General features: G+C 63.2%; 21 protein-coding genes. 4 read left to right on the forward strand and 17 right to left on the reverse strand.

Annotated features, from left to right (window positions below):
- Window positions 1-54 precede the first annotated feature (54 nt).
- From HX899_RS29365 to HX899_RS29405, 9 genes are all read right to left on the reverse strand, one after another.
- Window positions 55-1653 carry a Do family serine endopeptidase gene (locus HX899_RS29365; protein WP_138328466.1) on the reverse strand — a complete coding sequence of 533 codons (1599 nt, stop codon included), beginning with the start codon at window positions 1651-1653 and terminating at the stop codon, window positions 55-57.
- 200 nt (window positions 1654-1853) lie between these two features.
- Window positions 1854-2309 carry a cytochrome c-type biogenesis protein gene (locus HX899_RS29370; RefSeq protein ID WP_138328467.1) on the reverse strand — a complete coding sequence of 152 codons (456 nt, stop codon included), beginning with the start codon at window positions 2307-2309 and terminating at the stop codon, window positions 1854-1856.
- On the reverse strand, window positions 2306-4303 hold the full coding sequence (locus HX899_RS29375; protein WP_181294025.1) for a heme lyase CcmF/NrfE family subunit: 1998 nt from the start codon (window positions 4301-4303) through the stop codon (window positions 2306-2308). Before HX899_RS29375 ends, HX899_RS29370 begins: the two co-directional genes overlap by 4 nt.
- The gene (gene ccmE / locus HX899_RS29380; RefSeq protein WP_138387701.1) at window positions 4300-4812 is read right to left on the reverse strand and encodes a cytochrome c maturation protein CcmE; all 513 of its coding nucleotides are present in this window, start codon (window positions 4810-4812) and stop codon (window positions 4300-4302) included. Before ccmE ends, HX899_RS29375 begins: the two co-directional genes overlap by 4 nt.
- A complete protein-coding gene (gene ccmI, locus HX899_RS29385) occupies window positions 4809-6017 on the reverse strand; it encodes a c-type cytochrome biogenesis protein CcmI (RefSeq protein ID WP_181294026.1) in 1209 nt (402 codons plus the stop codon). Before ccmI ends, ccmE begins: the two co-directional genes overlap by 4 nt.
- A gap of 141 nt (window positions 6018-6158) precedes the next feature.
- The gene (locus tag HX899_RS29390) at window positions 6159-6581 is read right to left on the reverse strand and encodes a hypothetical protein (RefSeq protein ID WP_181294027.1); all 423 of its coding nucleotides are present in this window, start codon (window positions 6579-6581) and stop codon (window positions 6159-6161) included.
- A gap of 118 nt (window positions 6582-6699) precedes the next feature.
- Window positions 6700-8103 carry a HAMP domain-containing sensor histidine kinase gene (locus tag HX899_RS29395; protein ID WP_138328472.1) on the reverse strand — a complete coding sequence of 468 codons (1404 nt, stop codon included), beginning with the start codon at window positions 8101-8103 and terminating at the stop codon, window positions 6700-6702.
- The gene (locus tag HX899_RS29400; RefSeq protein ID WP_011651134.1) at window positions 8093-8764 is read right to left on the reverse strand and encodes a response regulator transcription factor; all 672 of its coding nucleotides are present in this window, start codon (window positions 8762-8764) and stop codon (window positions 8093-8095) included. Before HX899_RS29400 ends, HX899_RS29395 begins: the two co-directional genes overlap by 11 nt.
- A 55-nt stretch (window positions 8765-8819) precedes the next feature.
- Window positions 8820-9068, reverse strand: a complete 249-nt coding sequence (locus HX899_RS29405; RefSeq protein WP_003557930.1) for a hypothetical protein — start codon at window positions 9066-9068, stop codon at window positions 8820-8822.
- Window positions 9069-9441: 373 nt separating this feature from the next.
- On the opposite strand from HX899_RS29405, the gene HX899_RS29410 reads away from it, so the two are divergent.
- Together HX899_RS29410 and HX899_RS29415 are read left to right on the forward strand one after the other, a co-directional pair.
- Complete coding sequence (locus tag HX899_RS29410) at window positions 9442-10668, forward strand: MFS transporter (protein WP_181294028.1); 1227 nt, start codon at window positions 9442-9444, stop codon at window positions 10666-10668.
- A complete protein-coding gene (locus tag HX899_RS29415) occupies window positions 10658-10867 on the forward strand; it encodes a hypothetical protein (RefSeq protein ID WP_246413098.1) in 210 nt (69 codons plus the stop codon). The genes HX899_RS29410 and HX899_RS29415 overlap by 11 nt, the downstream gene beginning before the upstream one ends.
- A gap of 40 nt (window positions 10868-10907) precedes the next feature.
- Here HX899_RS29415 and HX899_RS29420 read toward each other — a convergent pair whose 3' ends face one another.
- Window positions 10908-11213: a Dabb family protein gene (locus HX899_RS29420; protein ID WP_012756708.1), complete on the reverse strand. Its 306-nt coding sequence runs from the start codon at window positions 11211-11213 to the stop codon at window positions 10908-10910.
- Between the two features lie 51 nt (window positions 11214-11264).
- Window positions 11265-11969 carry a hypothetical protein gene (locus HX899_RS29425; RefSeq protein ID WP_138328474.1) on the reverse strand — a complete coding sequence of 235 codons (705 nt, stop codon included), beginning with the start codon at window positions 11967-11969 and terminating at the stop codon, window positions 11265-11267.
- A gap of 156 nt (window positions 11970-12125) precedes the next feature.
- On the opposite strand from HX899_RS29425, the gene HX899_RS35510 reads away from it, so the two are divergent.
- Window positions 12126-12257: a hypothetical protein gene (locus tag HX899_RS35510; RefSeq protein ID WP_018241303.1), complete on the forward strand. Its 132-nt coding sequence runs from the start codon at window positions 12126-12128 to the stop codon at window positions 12255-12257.
- 147 nt (window positions 12258-12404) lie between these two features.
- Here the strand turns inward: HX899_RS35510 and HX899_RS29430 are convergent, their stop codons facing one another.
- The 4 genes from HX899_RS29430 to HX899_RS29445 all read right to left on the reverse strand — a co-directional run bounded on the left by HX899_RS29430 (window position 12405) and on the right by HX899_RS29445 (window position 15133).
- Window positions 12405-12965, reverse strand: coding sequence for a TetR/AcrR family transcriptional regulator (locus HX899_RS29430; RefSeq protein WP_181294029.1), 561 nt, complete (start codon window positions 12963-12965; stop codon window positions 12405-12407).
- Window positions 12966-12985: 20 nt separating this feature from the next.
- Window positions 12986-13447 (reverse strand): nuclear transport factor 2 family protein, encoded by a 462-nt coding sequence (locus HX899_RS29435; RefSeq protein WP_138328476.1) that lies wholly within the window; start codon window positions 13445-13447, stop codon window positions 12986-12988.
- 79 nt (window positions 13448-13526) lie between these two features.
- The gene (locus HX899_RS29440) at window positions 13527-14459 is read right to left on the reverse strand and encodes a pyridoxamine 5'-phosphate oxidase family protein (RefSeq protein WP_181294030.1); all 933 of its coding nucleotides are present in this window, start codon (window positions 14457-14459) and stop codon (window positions 13527-13529) included.
- Between the two features lie 62 nt (window positions 14460-14521).
- On the reverse strand, window positions 14522-15133 hold the full coding sequence (locus HX899_RS29445) for a glutathione S-transferase family protein (protein ID WP_138387707.1): 612 nt from the start codon (window positions 15131-15133) through the stop codon (window positions 14522-14524).
- A gap of 143 nt (window positions 15134-15276) precedes the next feature.
- Between HX899_RS29445 and HX899_RS29450 the strand changes: the two genes are divergently transcribed.
- Window positions 15277-16170 carry a LysR family transcriptional regulator gene (locus HX899_RS29450; protein WP_181294031.1) on the forward strand — a complete coding sequence of 298 codons (894 nt, stop codon included), beginning with the start codon at window positions 15277-15279 and terminating at the stop codon, window positions 16168-16170.
- Window positions 16171-16200: 30 nt separating this feature from the next.
- Here HX899_RS29450 and HX899_RS29455 read toward each other — a convergent pair whose 3' ends face one another.
- The gene (locus HX899_RS29455; protein WP_033180699.1) at window positions 16201-16569 is read right to left on the reverse strand and encodes a DUF983 domain-containing protein; all 369 of its coding nucleotides are present in this window, start codon (window positions 16567-16569) and stop codon (window positions 16201-16203) included.
- Between the two features lie 321 nt (window positions 16570-16890).
- Window positions 16891-18294 carry a PLP-dependent aminotransferase family protein gene (locus HX899_RS29460; RefSeq protein ID WP_138328480.1) on the reverse strand — a complete coding sequence of 468 codons (1404 nt, stop codon included), beginning with the start codon at window positions 18292-18294 and terminating at the stop codon, window positions 16891-16893.
- Between the last annotated feature and the right edge of the window lie 365 nt (window positions 18295-18659).

An 18659-nucleotide genomic window follows, 5' to 3' on the forward strand; every position in this document is an offset into this window, starting at 1 on the left:
AGAAGAATAGAGCCGTGCGGAGTTTCGTCCGCACGGCTCTCGTTTTCTTAAGGATCAGCCCTGGCCGTTGATCGGAAGCGCTACGAAACGGCTCCCCTCACTGGACTGGATCTGGAAGAGCGCGCGGGTGCGCCCGTCCTTCTTCGCCTGGTTCAGCACCTTGACGATATCGTCGGCGCTGGAGACCTCCTGGTTGTTGACCGAGGTGATCGTCTCGCCTTCCTTGATGCCCTTGTCGGCGGCATCGGAGTTCGGGTCGATGCCTGTTATCGCCAGACCCTTGCCGTCATCGGAGGGTCCGACCGTCAGGCCGAGATCGGCAAGCGCCTTCTCGGAAGCCGGTGCCTCAGGCTGCTGCTGCGGCTGGTTGTTGTCATCGGCGGACGCATCCTTCTGGTCGATCGGCAGCGTGCCGAGTTCGACGGTGAGAGGCTGGGCCTTGCCGGCGCGCCAGACCGAAAGCTCGACCTTGCTGCCCGGCTGCATCGCGCCGATGCGGCGGCTGAGATCACGGGCATCCTTGATCGTCTCACCGTTCAGCGCGGTGACGACGTCGCCGGCCTTCATGCCGGCCTTGTCACCCGGCGATCCGGCCTGCGGGGCGACGACGAGGGCGCCGCTCGGCTCGGAAAGGCCGATGGATTCGGCGATGTCCTTGGTCACCGGCTGGATCTGGACACCCAGCCAGCCGCGCGAGACCTGGCCGTCCTTCATCAGATCGGCGACGACGTCCTTGGCAGTCGAGGCGGGAATGGCGAAGGCGATGCCGACGCTGCCGCCCGACGGCGAGAAGATCGCGGTATTGATGCCGACGACTTCGCCGCTGAGGTTGAAGGTCGGGCCGCCGGAGTTGCCGCGGTTCACGGCGGCATCCACCTGCAGGTAATCGTCATAGGGACCGGAGCCGATATCGCGGCCGCGAGCCGAGACGATGCCGGCCGTGACCGTGCCGCCGAGGCCGAAGGGGTTGCCGACGGCAACGACCCAGTCGCCGACGCGGACGTTATTGTCGTCGGCCCAGTTGACGTAGGTGAACTTCTTGCCCTTGCCGTCGACCTTCAGCACGGCGAGGTCGGTGCGCGGATCCTTGCCGATCAGCTTGGCATCAAGCTCGGTGCCGTCATTCATGACCGCGACGAAGGCCTGGCCATCGGAAACGACGTGATTGTTGGTGACGATGTAACCATCCTCGGAGATGAAGAAGCCGGAGCCCTGAGCGACGGGGCGGAGGCGACCCTTGCCGCCCGGACCATTCGGGCCGCCATTCGGCCCGTTCTGGCCGAAGCGCCGGGAATGGCCCTGCTGATCGTTCGGATCCTGGCCGAACTGCTTGAAGAACCGCTTCAGCGGATGATCATCGGGAAGGTCGTCGAAGCCGCGGCCGTTGAAATCGAAGGAGAAGCCGTCATTGTTGTTGTCGGAGACGGGATTGACGCGGTTTTCGACCCGGACGGAAACGACAGCCGGTGAAACGGCGTCGACGACGTTGGCGAAGCTCGGAACGGCAGGCGCCTGAACTTTGACAGCTTCGGCATAAGACCGGGTGATTTCGAGCGGAACGCCGGTTGCAAGCACAGCGGCTGCGATACCGGCGACGGTAGAAGCCTTGAGCACAGTGGCGAGGGACGGACGTCCGTTGAAATTCTTCAGCATTGGAGCACCTTCTCTTGTTCTTAAATCTTCAGACCGGCGGCGCCGGATCAGTCGATGAGTAAAGATATAGGACGCCGCACCTTACTGCGAACTGTCCGGCCAATGAAAAGTTGGTAATGTTTGCAATGTTTGCTTTCGCCCAGAACGCGCCGCTGGTTTCTCCGGCGGCCTGGATGCGGCAACTGGCTCGGCCCGATCGGCTATTTCTTCAGTAGCTCGCTCAGCTTCGCCTGTTCATCAGCCGTCAGCTTGCTGCCGGTCGGCTTGCCCGCCCTCTTGCGCGCAAAAACCAGCAGCGACAGCCCGCCGGCGAGCACCAGCAGTACCGGTGCGCCCCAGAGCAGCACCGTCTTCATGCTGACACGCGGCTTCAAGAGCACGAACTCGCCGTAGCGCGAGACGATATAGTTCAGCACCGCCTCGTCGCTGTCGCCATCGGTGATGCGCTCGCGCACCAGCAGGCGCAGGTCCTTGGCGAGATCGGCGTTGGAATCGTCGATCGACTGGTTCTGGCAGACCATGCAGCGCAGTTCCGCCGAAAGGGCGCGGGCGCGCGCCTCGAGCGCCGGATCGGCCAGCACCTCGTCCGGATTGACGGCGAAGGCGGGGGCCGCCATCAGCAGCAAAGCAAGAGCCAGGAGCAGACGCCGCATCATTCCGCCGGCTCCATTGCGGGAGCTGCCGGCCTTGCCGGCTTCGCCTTGCGGCGCGGGGCGCCGACACGCAGGCGCCGGTCGCTGAGCGAGACGAGGCCGCCGAAGGCCATGAATACCGCTCCGCCCCAGATGCAGAGAATAAACGGCTTCCACCAGATACGCACGACAATGCCACCGTCCTTGGTGGCGTCACCCAGGGAAACATAGAGCTGGCTGAGCCCGAAGGTCAGGATGCCCGCCTCCGTCGTCGGCATCTGCCGAGCGGTATAGAGGCGCTTGGCCGACCAGGTATCGGCAACCGCGACGCCGGCACGCCGGATGGTGAAGTGGCCGCGGTCCTCGGTATAATTCGGCCCGGTCGCCGGCTGCATGCCGTCGAAATGCAGGCTGTAACCGCCGGCCTCGGTCACCTCACCGGGCTTCATCTCGATGACATACTCGCTCTCGAACGTCGTCACCGCAACGATGCCGAGCACGGTGACGCCGAGCCCGGCATGGGCAAGAGCCGTGCCAAAGGCCGAACGCGGCAGGCCGGAAAGCCGGCGCCAGGCGAGACGGCCTGCGACCTTGCCGATGCCGGCGCGGTACCAGAGATCGGCTACCGCACCGAGGATCAGGAACAGCCCGGCAGCGAGGCCGAGCACCGAAAGCACCGGCCCGCCATGTTGGATGTAGAAGAAGACCACCGCGGCAAGGAAGGCCAGACCTGCGACGACATAGAGCCGCTGCAGGGCGCCGAGCAGATCGCCGCGCTTCCAGGCCAGCATCGGCCCGAAGGGCACGATGACGACCAGCGGCGCCATCAGCAGGCCGAAGGTCAGGTTGAAGAAGGGCGCTCCGACGGAAATCTTGTCGCCGGTCAGCGTTTCCAGCAGCAGCGGATAGAGCGTGCCTGTGAGCACCGTGCCGCAGGCGACGGTCAGGATCAGATTGTTGACGACGAGCGCGCCCTCGCGTGAAATCGGCGCAAACAGCCCGCCGGTCGACAGCTTCGGCGCGCGGAAGGCGAAGAGCGACAGCGCCCCGCCGATGAAGATCAGCAGGATGCAGAGAATGAAGACGCCGCGGGAGGGATCGCTGGCAAAGGCATGCACCGAGGTCAGCACGCCGGAGCGCACCAGGAAGGTGCCCATCAGCGACAGCGAGAAGGTGAGGATGGCGAGCAGCACCGTCCAGATTTTCAGCGCCTCGCGCTTTTCCATGACAAGCGCCGAATGCAGCAGTGCGGTGCCGGCGAGCCACGGCATGAAGGAGGCGTTTTCCACCGGGTCCCAGAACCACCAGCCGCCCCAGCCGAGCTCGTAATAGGCCCAGTAGGAGCCCATGGCGATGCCGAGTGTCAGAAAGGTCCAGGCAGCCAGCGTCCAGGGCCGCACCCAGCGCGCCCAGGCGGCGTCGATGCGCCCTTCCAGGAGGGCCGCAACGGCAAAGGAGAAGCAGACGGAGAAGCCGACATAACCGAGATAGAGCAGCGGCGGATGGATCGCGAGGCCGACATCCTGAAGAACCGGGTTGAGATCGCGGCCCTCGGCCGGCGCCGGATCGAGTCGGAGGAAGGGATTGGAGGTCAAAAGGATGAACAGCGTGAAGGCGACCGAAATCCAGGCTTGCACGGCCAATACGTTGGCTTTCAGCGTCTCCGGCAGATTGCGGCCGAAGATGGCGACCAGCGCGCTGAACAGCGTCAGGATCAACAGCCAGAGCATCATCGATCCCTCGTGATTGCCCCAGACGCCGGAATATTTGTAGAGCAGCGGCACCAGCGAATGCGAATTCTCCCAGACGTTCTCGACCGAGAAATCCGAGACGACATGGGCATAGGTCAGCACACCGAAGGAGAAGGCCACGAGCGCAAACATCGCCAGCGAGCCGATCGTCGCCACATCCATCATCGCCCGGTCATGACGACGGGCTCCGATCACCGGCACGATGGAGAGGATGAGCGCAGTTGCCAGCGCCAGCACCAGCGCGTAATGGCCGATCTCGATGATCATGGCGTCGCCTTCACTTGCTGTCCCTTTACTTCCTGGCCCTGAGCTTCCTTCCCCGGGTTTTCCTGGCCTTGGCCTTCCTTCCACAGCCCCTGGGATTTCAGCCTGTCGGCCACATCCTTCGGCATATAGGTCTCATCATGCTTGGCAAGTACGGTGTCGGCGACGAAGACGTTCGTTCCAGCGGCGAACATGCCTTCGGTGACGACACCCTGCCCCTCGCGGAAGAGATCGGGAAGGATGCCGGTATATTTGACCTTCACGGCATTGGTGCTGCCGTCGGTGACGGCAAACTCCACCGTCGAGCCGGTGCCGCGCACGACACTGCCCTCACCGACCAGGCCGCCGAGGCGGATGCGGGTTTCCGGCGCCACCGGCGTCTTGGCGAGATCGGCCGGCATGTAGAAGTAGGCGACCGACTGGCTGAAGGCGAACATCACCAGCAGCACGGCGGCGAGGATGAAGCCCATCCCGCCCGCAATCACCGCGAGGCGCTTCTGCTTGCGCGTCATTGCGTCGCTCCCTCCGTGGCTATGCCGAATTCCCTGGCAAGCGCCAGCAATTGCCTGCCCTGTTCGCCGGGCGGCGGAAAGGCCGCAAGCCCACGCTTCAAGGCGCCGGCGGCGCGATCCTTGTCGTTTAATACGGCGTAAGAGCGGACGAGCCGTATCCAGCCCTCGAAATTGTTCGGATCCTCGCTGAGCTTGGCGTCGAGGCTCTCGACCATGCCGCGGATCATCAGCTGCCGGTCGCCGGCGCTCATATTCTCTGCCGCCGCCACGTCTTGCTGCGTGGGATTGCCGGGGGTCGCCGGATTCGCGCCCGGGGCAGCAGGATTGGCGCCCGGGGCAGCCGGATCAGTGCCGGCCGGCGCGCCGCCGTTCATGGCGATATGCTGGTTAACCAGCGGCAGCCAGGGCGCATCTGATGGCGATTGTTTTGCCAGCGCCTCGAAGGCCTGGCGCGCCTCGTTCGGCAGTCCCGCCTGCTCCATGCTGAGGGCGATATAGAAGCGGGCGCGCGGATTGTCAGGTTCGAGCGTCAGCGATTGTTCCAGCACCTGCCGCGCCTCTTCCGTCACCACGCCGTCGGAGACCGCCATCAGCGTCTCGGCAAGGCCGTCGAGCCGGACGGGGCTCGGGCCGAGAAGCCGGATGGCATTGCGATAGGCCAGTTGCGCATCGTTGACGCGCATCGTGCGGAAATAGATCGGCGCCAGCACGTCCCAGCCCTTGCCGTCATCGGGCTTCTCAGCCAAGTGCCGTTCCGCCTTGGCGATCAGCACCGCCACGTCGTTGCCAGGATTTTCCAGCCGCGCTTCGAGCGGCTGCGAGGGCAGGTCCGGCCTGCCCGTCGTCAAATAAAGACAGAGCCCGAGAACCGGCAGGACCAGGAGAACGAAGGCTTCGGTGAAACGGTGATGCCGGGCGGGTTTCGGCGTTTGCTCCGGCTCGTCGGCAGAGACGGCGATCAGCCGCCGGCCGATTTCCGCCCTGGCGTAATCAGCCTCCTCCGGGGTGATCAGCCCGCCATTGAGATCGCGGTCGAGTTCACGCAACTGGTCGCGATAGACCGCCGCCTCCCCCGCACGGATATTATCCGCCGCCTTCGCTCCGCGCAGAAGGGGGTAGAGCAGGATGACGGCGAGGGCTGCCGTCAAAGCGGCAACGAGAATCCAGAACAGCATGTCGCCCAAATACGTGAAGCGCGCCTTCATTCCAACTGCCAAAGCCGGAATGACGAAGATTTGAGGCTAGCGCATAACCCCGAGAATCGGAATCGATTTTCGGAAAGGATTATGCGCCATTTAAAGTGATAGAGCGTCCTGTCGGACGCGCGGCGCTCTATTGGCCGCAATTCAGAGCGGCGACCAGCTGCCGTCGTCGTTGCGGCAGGCAGCGCCGCGCGCCACCGTGTCCTTGCCGTCGACGGTCAGCGTGTGGGTATATTGCCGGCAGTTCTGCGAACCGACCTGATAGGGTGCCGCCGCCACCACCTTGCCGGTCACGTCCTTGCCGGTCCAGAGCACCGGCTGGCCGACGGCGGCGCCTTCCAGCGCCCGATATTCCGCCTCGAGCGCCCGCTGCTTGTCGCTGTCGTTCAAGCTCACGCCGCTGCGGCCGACGATGCCGCCCTGCAGCGCGGTGATGAAGGCGGCCGATGCCGAGGGCTTGCTCGAAAAAACGCCGCGCGAAGCAGCACTCTTCGTCGTCGTGCAGCCGCATAGCGCGACGGCGACGAGAAGAGCGGAAGCGATCATGCCTTGCGAGCGTAAAATCATTGCGTCGAACCACGATCAGGGGTCAATTTCAGCCGATCGAAGTGCAGCGTCCCCGTGTCAGCATTAAGGCAAAGCATGCTATACATTTGCCAGTATCTTTGTGACATCAAGCAGTTGCTCATGCAACATCCTTTGTGACGCCAGGCAGGATAAGCTTGGCCTTCAGCCCGCCCCATTCACCACGGGAAAGCTCGAGCCGTCCCTGGTACTCATTGGAAATCTCGGTGACGATCGAAAGGCCGAGCCCGGTTCCAGGCTTGCTTTCGTCGAGCCTGCGGCCGCGCTTCAGCGCCTCGCGGATCTGGTCCGGCTCCAGGCCCGGCCCGTCATCCTCGACGGCGAGTTCCACCCAATGGCGGCGCCCGCTCGCCTCCACCCCCTTCACATCCTCGCCGGCCTCGATGGCCGAAAGCCGCACCCGGCTTTTGGCAAAACGCGCCGCATTTTCCAGGAGATTGCCGACGGTCTCCTCGAGATCCTGCTGCTCCATGGCAACGGCCAGATGCGGCGGCGAGACGACGAGATCGAATTCGGTATCGACGTTCAGCCGGCGCATGACGCGCACCAGCCGCTCCAGCGCCGGCTCGGCATCGGTGCGGGCAAGCACGGATTCGCGCTGCGCGGCGATACGCGCCCGATTGAGATAGGACTGCACCTGCCCCTGCATCGCTTCCGCCTGGCTGCGCACCAGCTCACCATGGGATTTCTCCAGCACGCGCGCCTCGTTGAGAAGCACGGCGATCGGCGTCTTCAGCGAATGCGCGAGATTGCCGACCTGCATGCGGGCCCGCTCGACGATGCGCCGGTTGCTGTCGATCAGCGCATTCACCTCGTTGGCGAGCGGCAGGATTTCACGCGGGAAGTCGCCTTTCAACTGTTCGCTTTCACCGGCGCGGATGCGCTCCAGCGCGGCGCGTGCCTTGTCGAGCGGCTTCAGGCCGTAGAGAATCGCCAGCGCGTTGACGATCAGGCTGCCGACGCCGAAACCGGCGAGCGCCAGATAGAGGCTGTGGGAAAAGGTGCGCACGTCGTCTTCGACGACATCGACATTGCCGGTGACGCGGACGCGCGCCGCGCGGCCGTCGGTATCGAGCACCACTTCGGTCTCGGCCACCTGCACGCGGTTTCCGGAAGCATCCGTCACCTGATAGTAGCGCTCGTAATTCTTGTCGAAGGGCGCCTCGACGACCGAGGGAACCGGAATGAGCGCCGAGCCGAGCGAAGGCGAGACCAGCGGTGCGGTCGTATAGGTGCCGAGCGGCTCCACCACCCAGTACCAGCCGGTCTTCGGCTGGGCAAAACGCAGGTCGCCGAGCTGCGGGCTGCCGCTCAGCGCGCCCTGATCGCCGATCGTCACCGAATTGATGACGTTATAGAGCTGCGCCCGCAACAGATCCTGGAAACCGCGTTCGGCGCTCTTGCGGTAGAGGGTGGAGATCAAGAGGCCGATCACCACCAGCGCCACCGTCGACCAGACCGTGGTCAACAGCAACACACGTGCGGTGAGCGACTTAATTCGCATGTTTCGGGGCTTGGATACGATAACCGAGACCGCGCACCGTTTCGATCAGATCGACCCCCATTTTCTTGCGCAGGCGGCCGACGAAGACCTCGATCGTGTTGGAATCACGGTCGAAATCCTGGTCGTACATATGCTCGACCAGTTCCGTGCGCGAAACGACCTCGCCCATGTGGTGCATGAGATAGGAAAGCAGGCGATATTCGTGCGAGGTCAGCTTCAGCGTCGCGCCGTTGACCGTCGCCTTCGAGGATTTGGTATCGAGCCGCACCGGTCCGCAGATGATCTCGGATGAGGAATGCCCGGCCGCACGCCGGATCAGCGCCCGAATGCGGGCCAGCACTTCCTCGACATGGAAGGGCTTGGTGACGTAGTCGTCGGCACCGGCGTCGATGCCAGCGACCTTGTCGCTCCAGCGGTCGCGGGCCGTCAGGATCAGCACCGGCACGCCGCGGCCGGCGCCACGCCATTTTTCTAGAACGGTGACCCCGTCCAACTCCGGCAGGCCGATATCGAGGATGATGGCGTCATAGGGTTCGGTGTCGCCGAGGAAATGGCCTTCCTCGCCATCGAACGCCTGGTCGACGACATAGCCCGCCTCCTTCAGCGTGTCGGCCAGCTGCCGGTTCAGATTAACGTCGTCTTCGACTACCAGGATGCGCATCGGTCCGCCTTCGTCCGCTTCAAATCAATCAATGTCCTGAATAAGCCGATTCCGCCTACATCGGAACCTTTACCGTGACTTTGCGTGGGCGCTGTCCATTGCCCTGCACAAGAACGGTGATGATGCAGGTATCGCCCACCGGTTGCACGGACAGCAGCTGGCCGCCGGTCTGCTCGACGACCTGGGCTGCGGCGGCGCTGCAATCGCCTCCGATACGCACGACAAAAGTGCTCGTGGCGTCCGGTGAGGGCGCCGATACCACCAGTCCGGCGGCCAATGCTGCGACGCTCAGAGGAAAGGCCATGTGTTATGCTTTCAAGGTAATGCCAACTTGCCCCGAATATGTACTCACGCGACCTGAATGGCAAATGAATGCGCTGTAATGCAGGGTGTTTAGAACTGTTCTCGACTGTTCGGGAGAGCCTGTTTCAACGCCTGGCAACCGCCGCCACGGCAAGCTCCGGCGGCCGCCGTCGCGTCTAAAAACGATGCCCTCCAGGCTTGGGATCCACGCGTTCTTCATCACCTCTCATGAAGGCGGGAAGCCGCGGGACCGACACCACAGTCTTTGTCTGCGAATCGGCCGCGCCGTTCCGTTTTGCGCCGACCGCAGCTTTCACCGGCCGGTTGAACCTGTTATGTCCTTGCTGCCCCCATTTCAGACCGTTTCAGCACCAATGCCAGAATCCTCCCGCTTCCGCTCGGCGCAGACGGTCTCCGTCCTTGCCGTTACCCAGCTGATCGGCTGGGGCACGACGTTCGACATGCTCGGGGTCATGGGCCGCGTCGTGGCGCCGGATCTCGGCCTGGCGAACGAAGTGGTGTTTGCCGGCCTGACGATCATGATGGTGGTCAGCGCCATTGTCAGTCCGGCGACCGGCCGATGGCTCGGCCGCTATGGTGCTGCCCGGGTGCTTTCGGCCGCCTCGCTGACCTTTGCGCTTGGCCTGCTTCTGCTTGCCGCCGCAAACGGCATCGTGCTTTATGCCAGCGCCTGGATCATCATCGGCATCGGCGGCGCATTTGGCCTGTCGGCGCCGGCCTATACCGCCGTCGTCGAGCGCGAAGGAGCGAACGGCAAACGCGTCATCGCCATCCTGATGCTGTTCACCGGGCTTTCGAGCGCCATCTTCTGGCCGATCCTCAGCCTGCTCAACGAGGCGGTCGGCTGGCGCCTCACCTTCCTGGTCTGTGCGGCGCTACAATTCTTCATCTGCCTGCCGCTGCATCTTTTCGCCCTGCCGAAGCCGATTGCAACACATGTCGATGGCGGCACAGCCGAAATCGCTCCGGTGCCGCTGTCGAAGGCCAAGAAGCGCAAAGCCTTCCTGCTGATCGCCGCGGCAACGACGATCTCGACCTTCGTCACTTTCGGCATCTCGCCATCGCTGCTCGAAATCTTCCGCCAGTCCGGCGCTTCGCCGGTCTTTGCGCTACAGCTCGGCTCGGCACGCGGCATCCTCGGCATCTCGGCACGTTTCCTCGACATGCTGCTCGGCCGGCGCGGCAACCCCATGCTCAGCGCGGCGATGGGCATCAGCCTGATGATGATCAGCTTCGTTATTATGCTGGTTGCCAGCCCGTCGACGCCGCTGCTCGTCACCTTCGTCCTGTTCTACGGGTTCGGCACCGGCGTCATGACCGTCGCCCGCGCGCTGCTGCCGCTGGCGCTGTTCTCACCGCGCGAATTCGGACTGCAATCGGCCCGGCTGTCGCTGCCGCAGAATCTCGCCAACGCCATCGCCCCCGTCATCTTCACCGCCATCCTCGACCGCGCCGGCACCGGCCCGGCGCTCGCCGCCTGCGCCGTTCTGGCGGCATTGTCGCTCATCTTCGTGCTGATGCTGATGGCGCTGGTGCGCGGCGCCCACGCATCGGAATCAACCATTCTTAATGTCTCCTGATTATCATCCACGCATGGACGAGAGCGGCTTTTCGCCCGCGCGCCGCAACCGCTGCGGCAGCCAGACCATGAACCAGCAGCCCCTTTTGACGAATCTTTTGAATCGCTTGCCGCCGCTTTTTCGAAAGTTGAATCCGGTGGCTCAGAAGCCGAGTCAGCTTCGCAGCGATCCGAATCCGGAAAATCATTCATCCATTTGAAATTTTACTGGAATACGGCGTGGCCGAACGCTTGCGCCAGTCAGAGCGGCCGCGTCACTGCCGTGCGGTTATCGTAGTCGGCGGCGATGCGCTTTTCCCGGAGCGGCCGCACGCGATCGATCGAGAGCTGATAATCGGGATGCGCCTTGTAGGCGGCAAGGGCCGCCTCATCGTCGAATTCGCCATAGACCACGAGATCGATCTCGGTGCCCAGCTGATCGGTCTTCACATTGGTGCCGATTTCCAGCAGCCGCGCATGCGGAATGCCGGTCAGTATAGAAAGCCCGGCCCTCACCTCCTGCAGATGTTCCTCCTGCACGGTGAAGAAGACGATATGACGGATCACGCTGAAGCTCCTGTCAGATTTATCAAAATGATGGAGCGCCCCTGGCGCATCCTATCGGACGCGCCGTGCTCCAGCTATCAGCCGGGCGATAACATGCGCGCCCCAGGCCTTCAACCGCGCGAGCATGCTACGGGCCGCATCGGGACGTATCGCCGCATCGAAGACCATGGCATAGGCGGCGAGCTTTTCCGCCCGGTCGGTGCCGTTGACGATGCGGCGCGCATTCACCCAATCCGCGGTCGTCGCGTTCAGGTGATCGGCGAGCTTGTGGCCGGTAAAGCTGCCCTGCAGCATGCCCTCGATCAGGATCGTCACCGCCGCATCCATCTCCATCGCCCGGTCGGGATCGGCAACGAGGTCGATCCCCGTCAGCACACTCATCGCCTCGTAGTTCCGCTTATGGGTGAGCTGCACCAGGCCGCGTCCGAGCCAACTGCGACCATCCTCGTCCGGCCGCCAGTAGGGCGTCCTCACCCAGGAGAGCCGGCCTGCGGCAAAGGCCGTCTCGAGGATCTCGACCGCGCGCCCATCGCTTTCCGCCAGCGTCTCGCGCACCGGCTGCATCGTATAAGCGGTCTCGTGGTAAGCGGTTGCGAGGATATAGGCGAGCCACCGCCGGTCGGCATCGGCAAACCGTTCTTCCCAGGCGTCGAGAATCGCCGTGATACCCACTACCTGAGGATGAGTCAGCTTTCCTTTGAAGAGCCCGTCCCCCACAGCCTCGAAAAAGAACCTTCGGTCCAAGTGGACAACCATTCCGCGCTTCCCAAAAATATCATGGTTAAAACCGTGTTAATCGATTAAAATTCATTTAATCGTTTAAAGTGTTTAAACCACTGATTTACACGCCTTTTGTCTTGTGCAATGCATCTTCCTGCCCTGAAGCCTTGACCCCGAAAGAGGAGACTTCCGATGCAGACGCCCGCCAATACCCAAACCACCATTCCCCAGCATGTCGTCGACCAGATGGAAAACGAATGGCGCCAGATTCGCCCTGAACGGGAAAATACGCGTCCGGCCCAGCAGCCTCAACAACAACGCTGAAATAGACGCAAAGCAGTACCGATGTAAGCTCGAGCGCTGTCCAGCGCCCGATCAATGCCCCGGCCAGTCACTCGTGGCCGGGTGAATTTTTCAAAGGTGCAATAAACGTCCCAGCGGTTGACCGCCCCTCATCGTAGTACAGCCCCCTCATCGCATCACAGCATCTAGCCGTTTCGCCAGCGTGTTCAATGATCGGGTGAAAACCATCCTGTCGTCGAGCGCACGCGACAGCACCAGCGCGCCCTGAATACCCGCGACGCCCTCCTCGGCGAGCGTTTGCGCCTCCCCCTCAGGGCAGCCTGCCCGCATCAGCGCCGAACGCAAGGCGTCGATCCAGCGGACGAAATAGTCGCCGATCGCTGCCGAAAACCGTTCCCGGGTCTCGTCAACCGCGAAGGCGCCGACGAGGCAGATGCGGCCCCCGGAGCGGAAATAATCGTTCACATCAGTCCACATCGCCGCGATCGCCTGATGGGCGTCGCCCTCTCTCAACGGCTGATAGATCGCATGTTCGAACCAGGCATCGACGTCGGCGAGCACTGCGCCCGCCATCTCCTCCTTGCCGCCGGGGAAGAAGTGGTAAAGGCTGCCCTTGCCGATGCCGGTGCGTTCGGTGATGCGGCTGAGCGACGTGCCCTCATAACCGAGCTCGCGGAAGATTTCCGCGAGCAACGGCACGATGTCGGCGCGTTCGTAGATGGTCTTCACCCGCGGCTTCCTTGGCTTGTTTAGAGGCCGAGCTCGGTCAGACCGGGATGGTCGTCCGGCCGCCGGCCGAGCGGCCAATGGTACTTGCGCTCCGATTCCCGGATCGGCAGGTCGTTGATGCAGGCGAAGCGGCGCTGCATCAAGCCGGCGGCGTCGAATTCCCAGTTCTCGTTGCCATAGGAGCGGAACCAGTTGCCGCTGTCATCGTGCCATTCATAGGCGAAGCGCACGGCGATGCGATGATCGGTGAAGGCCCAGATCTCCTTGATCAGTCGGTAATCCAGCTCCTTTGCCCATTTGCGGGCGAGGAAGGCGACAATCTCGGCGCGGCCGGTGATGAATTCGGCGCGGTTCCGCCAGCGGCTGTCCGGCGTATAGACGAGCGAGACGCGCTCGGGATCACGGCTGTTCCAGCCGTCCTCGGCAAGACGGACTTTCTGGGTGGCGGTCTCAAAGGTGAAAGGCGGGACGAGGCTGGACATAGGTTCTCCTATACTGAATGGTTTTCATTGTACCTATCGGTACACTGATTAACAAGCCGCCTCGAAGCGACGTTTCGCCTCAGAGGTCGCGATGCTGGCTCCATCGAAGCGGCAGGGCATCCGGGCGAAGCACGATCGCTTCGGGCGTGAAACGCCACAGCCTTTCCGCCCGTTGAAAGGTGGCGACCTCAGGTGAATCCAGCAGCACCTCGACCCTTCCCGTCATCTGCAGCATGTCGCCGGTTTCGAAATCGATGAAGACCAGCCCCGCCTTCGGATTGACGAGGAAATTGCCCAGCGTGTTGAAGAACCGATTGCCGGGAAAATCGGGAACGGTCAGCACGCCGTCGGCGCCGACACGCACGAAGCCGGTATTGCCGCCGCGATGGGACACGTCCACCTGCCGCTCGCCATTCTCCCGGTCGACATAGGAGGCGACAAAGAAGGTATCGGCGCCCTCGATCATCCGCCGCGCCCGATCGTCGAGTTGGCCGGAGTGAAGCGGCGGCATCGCTGTGGGCACATCAGGGTCGCGGACGAAGGCGGAAGAGCGAAGCTGGATATATTGCGGGCAATTGCCGAAGCTCTGGCCGACGCGTACCTGGAAAGCTCCAGCATCCGTCCTGTGGATCGCGCCGTTCAGCCGGTTGCGCCGCCGGGTCTCGAGCTGGATACCGAGCATTCCGATCGCGTCGCCATCCTCCATGCCGGCATCGGCAGGATCGGCTGCGTCACGCGGCAGGTGCACCTCGAGAATTTCCGGCTCCGGCGAGGCCATGAAACCCGGGCGCTCGGCCCTGACCGTTGCCCAGACATCGCCCTTCGCATCGACGGCGCCGAGCACAACGAAAGGCAGCATCGGAAAGAAGGCGCGATGCTGCTCCGGCATGGCCTTGCGGACGAAATTCCGGCCCGGCCCGTCCATGCGTTCGGCGACACCGACGCTGCGCTGCATGGCGAGTTCGCCCGCATGCCAGGGCGATGTGGCGTCCTGTCTTGTCTGTTCCAGCATCACGGCCTCCTTCAGGGCAACATTTGGGGGAACCGGGGCAGCGTCCCTGCCCTGGCGGTTTCTCACGCGGCAAGGCCGATCTTGGTCTTGCGAAAACCGACGAAACCCGGCAGCGCCTCGATGCGCGCAAGCCAGGCACGAACGCTTGGATAGGCCGAGATATCGACATTGCCTTCCGGCGCATTGGCGATGTAGCTGTAGAGCGCGATGTCGGCGATCACAGGATTGTCGCCGAGCAGGAAGCTGCGGCCGTGGAGCTCCGCCTCGATCAGCGCCAGAATGCGGTGCGCCCGGGCGATCACCTCGTCGGTGCGGAAATCGGCGCCGAAGACGGTGACCAGGCGCGCGGCACAGGGTCCGTAGGCGATCTCGCCTGATGCAACCGAGAGCCATTTCTGTATCCGCGCCGCGGCCACCGCCTCTTCCGGCAGCCAGTCGGTGCGGCCGTATTTGCGCGCGAGATAGACGAGGATGGCGGAGGAATCGGCAATGACCGTGCCGTTGTCGTCGAGCACCGGCACCTGGCCAAAGGGATTGAGCTTCAGAAAGTCCGGCGCCTTGTGAGCGCCAGCCGCCAGGTCGACCTCGACCAGTTCATAGGGCACGCCAAGCAGCGACAGGAACAGGTGAGCCCGGTGCGCATGGCCGGAAAGCGGGTGATGGTAGAGTTTCATGATGGTTCCTCTGGTCTTCTAATCGACGGGATGCGGTTGGCGATGGCCGCTTCGAACCATCTGCGGTGCAATTTACTGCCTTCCACCTGGCTGCAGTAGAATGCTAATCTGGAAGGCATCTTACCAATTCATGGAAGGATAACATGGACCGCCTCGACGCCATGACCGTGCTTCTTGCCGTTGTCGAACAGGGCAGCCTGTCGGCCGCCTCACGGCATCTTCGATCGCCGCTCGCAACCGTCAGCCGCAAGGTTTCGGAACTGGAAACACATCTCAACGCCCAGCTGCTGCAGCGGAGCAACCGGAAGATCACGCTGACGGAAGCCGGCCGCTCCTATGTCGAGGCGGCGCGGGAAATTCTCGATCGGGTGGAAGAGGCGGAGCGGACGGCGGCCGGCGAATACAGCGCCCCGAAGGGCGAGTTGACGATGACCGCGCCGATCGTCTTCGGGCGGCTGCATGTCCTGCCTGTGGTGGTGGATTTCCTGAAAGCCTATCCCGATATCAATCTGCGGCTGATGCTTGGCGACCGGCTGTCGAACCTCGTCGAGGATCATATCGACGTGGCGCTGAGGATCGGCAACCTGCCGGACAGCAACCTGATCGCCACAAGGCTCGGCGCGATCCGCCGTACGGTCTATGCCAGCCCGGATTATCTGACGCGGCACGCCCACCCCCGGCATCCAGGCGATCTCGCTCGGCATGACTGCGTCAGCTTCGAGGGTATGGCCTCGATGCTGAGCTGGACATTCACCGAGGGGAAACATGATCTCGCCGTGCCGATCCGCTCACGGCTTGCGGTCAACACCGCCGAGGCCGCGGTCGATGCGGGTGTCGCCGGCCTCGGCATCACCCGCGTGCTCTCCTACCAGGCCGCAGGCGCCGAGATGGCCGGCCTGCTGGTGCCGCTGCTCCAAGATTTCGAACCGCCGCCGGCCCCGGTGCATCTCGTCTATCCCGCGCAGGGACTGGTGCCGCTGAAACTGCGGGCGCTGCTCGATTTCGCGACGCCGCGCCTGCGCGCGACGCTGAAATAGGCACTAAAGCGCGCGATTGCGCGACATGCTTTAGGCAAGCTTACCCTCTTCCGCCTTGTAGAAATACTGGCTGGCGACCAGCCAGCCCTTCAGCGGCCGCAGCGGCGGAATGCAGGTGGCGAGCATGAAGGGACCGGTGACCAGAAGCTGTACCCAGATCGGCGCCGAAAAGGCCACCTCCAGCCAGACGCCGAGCAGTACGCTCGGGACGCAGGCGAAGCAGATGACGAAGAAGGCCGGACCGTCAGCCGGATCGGCGAAGGAATAATCGAGACCGCAGACCTCGCATTCCGGCTGCAGCGTCAGGAAGCCCTTGAACATATGGCCCTGGCCGCAACGCGGGCAGCGCCCCCTGATGCCGGTCTGTATCGGAGGAAGTGGGGGATATTCCGTGTCCATGACGATTTCGCTTTCCTGTACCGCGAACATTGATGCATTCAATGCCTCTAATGTATGCATGCAATATAATTACATTTCAAAGACATTACCAGTCAATTCGTCAGAATGCCGCAGATCTCCCAGCGCAGGCTGGCGGCAAGCTGACTGCAGATTTCTGAAAAAGCATTTGGGGCGCAGCCAGGCCTGGCAGCCTGGGCGGATCAAACGTGAGCGTGACGGATATGCTTCGCCATGCCCGAACAGCTTAGGGTGCGACCGATCTGATTCCCGACCGCTTCCGGATTTCGTCCGTGCCTGATCAGCTCGAGGCGGGGTTCTGCGTCAGAAGAACGACGCCGCCATTTCGGGCGGGCCTTCCAGCGCATGGGCCATGAATTCCAGTGCGCTCTGCAGTTTCTCCCGGGTGATCGGTCCGCCAAGGCAGACGCGCACGGCCTCGGGCGCCGTGCCCTCGACCGTGAAGGCATCGCTTGCGACGACGCCGATGCCGGAAGAACGGGTATGGCTGCCGAAGGTGGAGCGGGTCCAGCCGTTGGAGAGCGGCAGCCAGATGTTGAAGCTGATCGGATCGGCGCGGTAGCTGCCAGCCGGCAGGATGGCAGCTACCATTTGCTGGCGGGCGGCGGCCTCGGCGCGAATGAAACGCAGGATCGTATCGGCAGTGCCGTCCTCGACCCAGCGGGTGGCGAGCGCCACGGTCAGTGGCGAGGCCATGACATTGTTGGCGCGCATGGCGCTGACGAAAGGCCACACGGCCTTGCTGTCCGGCGCCACGACATAGGCAAGGCGCAGACCCGCGCCGATGCATTTCGCCAGTCCGCCGATATGCCAGGTGAGATCCGGCGCTGTTGCGGCGAGCGGCGCCGGGCCGTGCTGCGGAATGAAGCCATAGGCATCGTCCTCGACGATCGGCACATGATATTTGCGGGCAACGGCGCAGATCTCCTCGCGACGCCTGGCCGGGATGGTCAGCGTCGTCGGGTTCTGCAGCGTCGGATTGAGATAGAGCGCCTTCGGCTTCAATCTTTCGCAGGCCTCGGCAAAGGCGTCCGGCAGGATACCGTCCTCGTCCATCGGCAGACCGGCCAGATTGAGCCGCAGCTGGGCGGCGATCGAACGCATGCCGGGATAGGTGATGATTTCCGAAAGCACGGTTTCGCCCGGTTTTGCCAGCAAGCCGAAGATCGCCAGCAGGGCCGGATGGGCGCCGGGTGTGACGAAGATGCGCTCCTGCGAGGGCACCAGCCCGCGACGGCTGAGCCAGGAGGCGGCAGCCTCCTTGTCCATGCTGGAGCCGCCGAAACCCTGGTAGCGCAGGAGCGGAATGAGGTTCGCCGTCACCGCCGACATGCCCTCGCGCATGCGGGCGATCAGCTCGGGGTCGTCCGTTTCCGGCGGCATGTTCATCGAGAAATCGACGATCGAGGCGCGGCGGGGATCGGGCGCAGCGTCGGGCGCGAATCCCTGGCGCTCCTTGTCCGCGCCACCGGTAACGAAGGTGCCTCGGCCGACATGCGAATCCACAAGCCCGCGCTTCTGCGCCTCGACATAACCTCTCGCCACCGTCGTGAAATCGACGTTCAGCCGCTTGGCGAGTTCGCGTTGCGGCGGCAGCCGGTCCCCAACCACCAGATGCCCGCTGCGCAGATCCATTTCGATCACATCGGCGATCGCCATATAACGTGGGCTGCTGCTGCGGCTGAGATCGGGATGCCAGTCTTTCATGTCGTGATCCGTGTCGGTCTGATTCCTGATGAGATTGACCGTATATTGTTGCACAATGCCGCTGTCACGAAAAATGTCGCGCGCCAAGTCCGGCGAACGACGCAGGACGGAATGGCGCAGCTTTTGCGTACGCCTTGATACGTTTTAATGACGGATTGTCGCCGGATTTGACTGCTATCTGCGCAAATACAATTTGGCACGGCGACCGCGCTGTCGCAGGCCGATTTCGACAGCGTGTGCGCCAATGACGTGCTGACGATCCGCTCGGCTTGCCGATCGGGCTTTCACCCGGGAAGGCCCGGGTGAGGCGCGAGGACGGCAAGACAATCGGCAGCGTCTTCAGCGCGCCTTGATGAGGGTTTGCC

The organism is Rhizobium sp. WYCCWR 11146 (assembly GCF_013591995.1).
GTDB lineage: Bacteria > Pseudomonadota > Alphaproteobacteria > Rhizobiales > Rhizobiaceae > Rhizobium > Rhizobium indicum.